We start from the raw sequence: 6,075 nt of genomic DNA on the forward strand, positions 1-6,075 counted from the left end.
CAAATTTAAAATCCTTTGTACCTTTACACCTCAAAATTTAGGCCAGTCAAACTTGAGATATTTTATTGAATTAGCATACAGAGGAACCAACTACCACGGATGGCAATACCAACCCGATGCCATATCCGTACAAGAAACCCTGAACAAAGCCTTATCAGTTTTGCTGAAGAAAGACATTGATGTTGTTGGTGCCGGCCGTACCGATACCGGTGTACATGCTAAAAAAATGTACGCCCACTTTGATTATGAAACGGAAATCGACGGACCGAAATTGGTGCACAAACTCAATTCCTACCTTCCGAAAGACATTGTAGTTTACAAACTCATTCCGGTAGCTGATGACGCTCATGCCCGATTTGACGCGACCAAAAGAACTTACGAATACCACATTCACACCTTTAAAGATGCGTTTGAAACCGATGGTAGTTGGTTACACCAATTACCGATTGATATTACTAAAATGAACGAAGCCTGCCGGATTTTGTTCCAACACAACGATTTCGAATGCTTTTCCAAAACCCATTCCGATGTCAGAACGTTTAATTGTGTTATTTTTGAGGCGCATTGGCAACAAAACGGCACAAAAATAGTCTTTACCATCTCAGCCGATCGCTTTTTGCGCAATATGGTGCGAGCTATCGTAGGCACTATGATTAATGTAGGTTTAGGCAAAATAAATCTGGACGATTTTGAAAAAATAATTGAAAGCAAAGACCGCGGAAAGGCAGGATTTTCAGTACCGGCACACGGCCTCTACTTAACCCAAATAGAATACGACTATATACCATAAAATGCAAGCAAAAGCTTTCGATACTAATTTATTCAAACGCATATTAAAGTACACCAAGCCTTATAAAAAAAGGTATTACGGTGTGGTGCTGTTTGCTATTTTACTTTCGGTTTTTGCGGCACTTCGCCCTTATTTACTAAAGCAAACCGTAGATGAATACATAGCACCCAAAGACGAACACGGGTTGTTATTCTACATCACTATCATGGGTGTTGTTTTGCTTTTGGAGACATTGTCGCAGTTTTACTTTGTGTATTGGGCGAATTGGCTCGGACAAGACATCATTAAAGACATCCGAACCAAACTGTTCAAGCATATGCTGAGTTTCAGGATGAAGTATTTTGATCACGCTCCGGTGGGACAACTAGTAACGCGTTCCGTATCCGATATTGAACAAATTGCCCGCATTTTCAGCCAGGGATTATTCATGATTATCAGTGATTTGCTGAAAATGTTGGTGGTTTTGGTATTTATGTTCTATATGAATTGGCGACTGACCTGGATTGTGATTTTAGCGATGCCGGTTTTGGTCTATATTACTCGTATCTTCCAACGAAAAATGCAAATCGCTTTTGAGGAAGTTCGCAATCAGGTAGCTAATATGAATACCTTTGTGCAAGAGCGTGTTACCGGGATGAAAATTGTGCAACTCTTTAACCGAGAAGCCATCGAATTCGAAAAGTTCAAAGACATCAATCAGAAGCACAACAAAGCTTGGATTAAAACCATTTTATACAACTCCATCTTCTTCCCTATTGCCGATATTATCTCGTCGTTAACCTTAGGAGCAGTCATTTTATACGGTGGTTTTCATATTTTGGACGGTGATAAATTCACCACTTTCGGGGATTTGTTTTCGTATACGATGTTTATTGGTATGTTGTTCAACCCTTTGCGTCAAATTGCTGATAAATTCAACGAGATGCAAATGGGAATGATCGCAGCCAATCGTGTGTTCGACATTTTAGATTCTGATAAAGATGTTCAAAAAGACGGAACAGTTATCGCTTCACATCTGAAAGGTAATATTCGTTTTGAAAGCGTAGTTTTCAGTTATAACGATAAAGAAAACGTGTTGAAAGGCATCAATCTTACAGTCAACGAAGGTGAAACCATTGCCATTGTTGGTGCTACCGGAGCCGGAAAATCAACCATCATCAACTTATTGAATCGTTTTTACGAAATCAATTCCGGTGCTATTTATATTGACGAAGAAAACATCAACGAATTTCAATTGGAAAGTTTGCGCCAACAAATTGCCATCGTATTACAAGATGTCTTTTTGTTTGCTGACACCATTCACAATAATATCACGCTCAACAATCCGAATATCAGTCGAGAAGAAGTGATTGAAGCTGCCAAGAAAATCGGCGTGCATAAGTTTATCAAAACCTTACCCGGCGGTTACGATTACGATGTGAAAGAACGTGGAGTGATGTTGTCTTCGGGTCAGCGACAATTGATTGCTTTCCTCAGAGCTTATGTGAACAACCCGAGTATTTTGATTCTGGATGAAGCTACTTCGTCTATCGATACTTACAGCGAGGAATTGATTCAAAAGGCAACGGAACGAATCACTAAAGGGAGAACCTCTATCATTATTGCGCACCGTTTGGCCACCATTGTTAATGCCGATAAAATTATTGTAATGGACAAAGGTCAAATTGTAGAAGAAGGCACACACCAAGAATTAATTAATCGCACTCAAGGCTATTACAAAAATTTATACGATTCACAGTTTGCCGTGGAAGGCTAAGTTTTCAAAATAAATCCTTAAATTCGCAATCTCAAAATAATTCAAAAATGCCGTCATGTTTGACTGCATTTAATCAATTTAAAATAATCTTTTTAAAAATGAAATACGATATTATTGTTTTAGGAAGTGGTCCCGGCGGTTATGTTACGGCCATTCGTGCTTCGCAATTGGGTTTTAAAGTAGCCGTAATTGAAAAAGAAAACCTAGGTGGTATTTGTTTGAATTGGGGTTGTATTCCAACCAAAGCGTTGTTGAAATCGGCTCAGGTTTTTGACTACCTAAAACATGCTTCCGATTACGGTTTAACCGTAAAGGAATTTGATAAAGATTTCAATGCCGTAATTGCTCGTTCCCGCAGTGTAGCTGATGGTATGAGTAAAGGTGTTCAATTCTTAATGAAGAAAAACAAAATTGACGTTATTGATGGTTTCGGTAAAGTAAAACCAGGCAAAAAAGTAGCAGTTACTGCTGCCGATGGTAAAGTAACCGAATACAGTGCCGATCATATTATTATTGCTACCGGTGCTCGTTCCAGAGAATTACCCAACTTACCGCAAGACGGCGTAAAAGTAATTGGTTACCGTCAGGCGATGACTTTACCAAGTCAGCCGAAAAAAATGATTGTAGTTGGTTCCGGTGCCATTGGTGTAGAATTCGCGCATTTTTACAATTCGATGGGAACAGAAGTTACTATCGTTGAGTTTATGCCGAATGTAGTTCCGGTAGAAGACGAAGACATCTCAAAACAATTTGAGCGTTCGTTGAAAAAATCCGGTATCAATGTAATGACCAATTCTTCTGTTGAAAAAATCGATACCACCGGAAATGGTGTAAAAGCTTTTGTAAAAACGGCTAAAGGCGAAGAAGTTTTGGAAGCTGACGTCTTATTATCGGCGGTAGGTATTAAAACCAACATCGAAAACATCGGATTAGAAGAAACCGGTATCAAAACAGATAAGGATAAAATCTTGGTGAACGAATACTATCAAACCAATGTATCCGGTTATTATGCTATTGGTGATGTAACTCCGGGGCAAGCTTTAGCGCACGTAGCTTCTGCAGAAGGTATTTTGTGTGTGGAAAAAATCGCCGGTTTACACGTTGAACCTTTAGATTACGGTAACATTCCGGGTTGTACTTATGCTACACCTGAAATTGCTTCAGTAGGTTTGACTGAAAAAGCAGCTAAGGAAAAAGGTTATGAATTAAAGATCGGTAAATTCCCGTTCACAGCTTCAGGAAAAGCCAAAGCTGCCGGAACTCCAGATGGTTTTGTAAAAGTTATTTTTGATGCCAAATATGGCGAATGGTTAGGTTGTCATATGATTGGCGCCGGTGTAACCGATATGATAGCTGAAGCTGTAGTAGCACGTAAATTAGAAACTACAGGTCATGAAATCTTGAAAGCAGTTCATCCGCATCCAACGATGAGTGAAGCGGTGATGGAAGCGGTTGCCGACGCTTATGGAGAAGTGATTCACTTGTAATTCCGAAACTATAAAGCATAAAAAAACCATCCTATTCGGATGGTTTTTTTATTGGTAAACATAATTACTGTTTTGCTTTCAAAGCTTTGTATTTGTCTGTCATTTCAAGAGCATTATAAACACTCATTAATGTTTTCTTAGCAGCTTCATTATCCGGTTGCAACTCATAGGCTTTCTCCAAATAAGGCAATAAAGCAGAGAAGTTTTTCTCACGATCGGCTTTTAAAGCTGCGTAGCGCTTGTTGTCTTTTTCAGAAGTACCTAACTTATTCATCTCTGTAACAAACTTCTCGTCGGCTCTCAACATCAACTCTGCAAGATTAAAATTGGCATTGTAATAATTCGGATTAATCTGCAAAGCTCTTTTATAGTACTTCTCAGCTTCTTCAATTTTATTTGCATTAGCGGCAATAACTCCTAAATTATAGACTAAATCCACATTGTTGGGATTATTGTCTAAAGCCTGATTAACCAACTTCGTATAAGTGTCGAAATCTTTAACTTTTAGGTATAAATCAGCTTCTGTTAAAATCAAATTAGTGTCATCCGGATTAGCCAAACGAGCCTCAGCTACTGCGGCTTTGGCTTCTTCAACTTTACCCTTTTCAACCAAAATCAGTGCAATATTTTTGTAAATTTCACCTCTTTTAGAAGTAGTTTTCTCATCTCTTGGTTTTTCGTGTGAGCCTGATTTGATAAATAAATCACGCTCAGCCTTACTGTTGAATGTTTCTTCTTGTTTTGAAGTCTTATTCATTGCCCAAAAAAGGGTTGTCTCACCGGTGTAATTGATTTTCTTTAATTCATAATAGTAAGCCAAAGCACTATCATAATCTCCTCCATTTACCGCAAAACTGGCGGCATAGAACAATTTGTCAGCATCATTTTTATCCATTTGATAAACAGAATATAAAACGCTGGCAGCTTCTTTATACTTTTTCTCATTTCCTAAAACAACCGCATAATTGACTAAAGACGGTTTTGACAATGATAATGCATCATCAATAGATTTAGTCAATATAGCTTTGCCTGATTTTTTCTCAAAATCTTTAACATCATTCACGTTTTTAGCAATACCGGCTATATTTTCCGGAGTAAAATATTTGGCTGCTAATTGATTGTTATTGGCATTTTCAGGCTTTGTCATGCCTAACTTCATTTCCAGATAAGGTGTAATCGCCTTATAGTAGTCAAAATAAACTTTATCCGATTCAGTGGCCGCTCCCATTAGTGGTTCTGCTTTTACCAATGTTGCTTTGTATTCAACAATATCTTTATCGCTTAAAGTCTGTTTTTCGTAAATCTTTTTCAATCCTTTCAACTCGTCTTTTTGAGCCAAAGTTGAAAAAGAAACCATCATGGCCGAAGCCAATACAATGTGTTTAATTTTCATGTGGTATTAATTTAAATTATTCTTCAGAAGCAGAAGTTTCTGTTGAAGTATCACCTTCATTAACACCATTGATGTCAGCATCGGTATCTTCATCAGATTCTTCTTCTTTCATTACTTTAGTTACGGCTGCGATAGAGTCGTTACCTTTGATGTTGATCAAACGAACACCCTGCGTAGCTCTTCCCATTACCCTTAAATCAGAGACTTCCATACGGATGGTTAAACCTGATTTGTTGATAATCATCAAGTCGTCCATATCCGTTACGGCGTTAATTGAAATCAACGCTCCGGTTTTTTCGGTGATATTCAGGGTTTTCACTCCTTTTCCACCGCGGTTGGTGATTCGGTATACATCTTCTCCATCATCATCAACCAATTTGGTACGCTTACCGTATCCATTTTCAGTTACTACTAACAATTGGGTCTCATTGATGTCTTCTTTGTTTACAGAAACCATACCAATCACTTCATCCTTGTCATCGGCTAAGGTAATGCCGCGTACACCGGAAGCTGTTCCGGGCCCGGCCCCCAGCTCGATGCACCCGTCCACCACCCGATGGCATGTAGTCGCCATCTGCGCCTGGCTTGCAAACACGGTCAGCTCACAGGCGCCGGCCAGATTCGGCAGCGAGGCAGCCAGTTGGAGCCC

The 6,075-nt window shown here is 39.0% G+C and carries 5 protein-coding genes; 3 read left to right on the forward strand and 2 right to left on the reverse strand.

The window, feature by feature from the left end; genetic code table 11:
* Positions 1-52 precede the first annotated feature (52 nt).
* The 3 genes from truA (at position 53) to lpdA (ending at position 4,033) form a co-directional block, all read left to right on the forward strand.
* Positions 53-790, forward strand: a complete 738-nt coding sequence (gene truA / locus Q0M21_RS06440; RefSeq protein ID WP_295335909.1) for a tRNA pseudouridine(38-40) synthase TruA — start codon at positions 53-55, stop codon at positions 788-790.
* A 1-nt stretch (position 791) separates the two neighbouring features.
* Entirely contained in the window at positions 792-2,546 is a 1,755-nt protein-coding gene (locus Q0M21_RS06445; RefSeq protein WP_295335894.1) for an ABC transporter ATP-binding protein, read from the forward strand.
* 98 nt (positions 2,547-2,644) lie between these two features.
* Positions 2,645-4,033 carry a dihydrolipoyl dehydrogenase gene (gene lpdA / locus Q0M21_RS06450; protein ID WP_295335897.1) on the forward strand — a complete coding sequence of 463 codons (1,389 nt, stop codon included), beginning with the start codon at positions 2,645-2,647 and terminating at the stop codon, positions 4,031-4,033.
* A 64-nt stretch (positions 4,034-4,097) separates the two neighbouring features.
* Here the strand turns inward: lpdA and Q0M21_RS06455 are convergent, their stop codons facing one another.
* Together Q0M21_RS06455 and Q0M21_RS06460 are read right to left on the reverse strand one after the other, a co-directional pair.
* On the reverse strand, positions 4,098-5,426 hold the full coding sequence (locus Q0M21_RS06455; RefSeq protein WP_295335900.1) for a tetratricopeptide repeat protein: 1,329 nt from the start codon (positions 5,424-5,426) through the stop codon (positions 4,098-4,100).
* A gap of 16 nt (positions 5,427-5,442) precedes the next feature.
* Positions 5,443-6,075: DNA gyrase C-terminal beta-propeller domain-containing protein (locus tag Q0M21_RS06460; protein ID WP_295335903.1), on the reverse strand; the 633-nt coding region annotated here is incomplete at its 5' end.

The organism is Flavobacterium sp., assembly GCF_024710485.1.
GTDB lineage: Bacteria > Bacteroidota > Bacteroidia > Flavobacteriales > Flavobacteriaceae > Flavobacterium.

What these genes read in the sequence shown, in the direction of transcription:
- Q0M21_RS06445 (WP_295335894.1), top strand. Translation starts at nt 792, where the DNA reads ATGCAAGCAAAAGCTTTCGATACTAATTTATTCAAACGCATATTAAAG.
- Q0M21_RS06455 (WP_295335900.1), bottom strand. Translation starts at nt 5,426, where the DNA reads ATGAAAATTAAACACATTGTATTGGCTTCGGCCATGATGGTTTCTTTT.
- lpdA (WP_295335897.1), top strand. Translation starts at nt 2,645, where the DNA reads ATGAAATACGATATTATTGTTTTAGGAAGTGGTCCCGGCGGTTATGTT.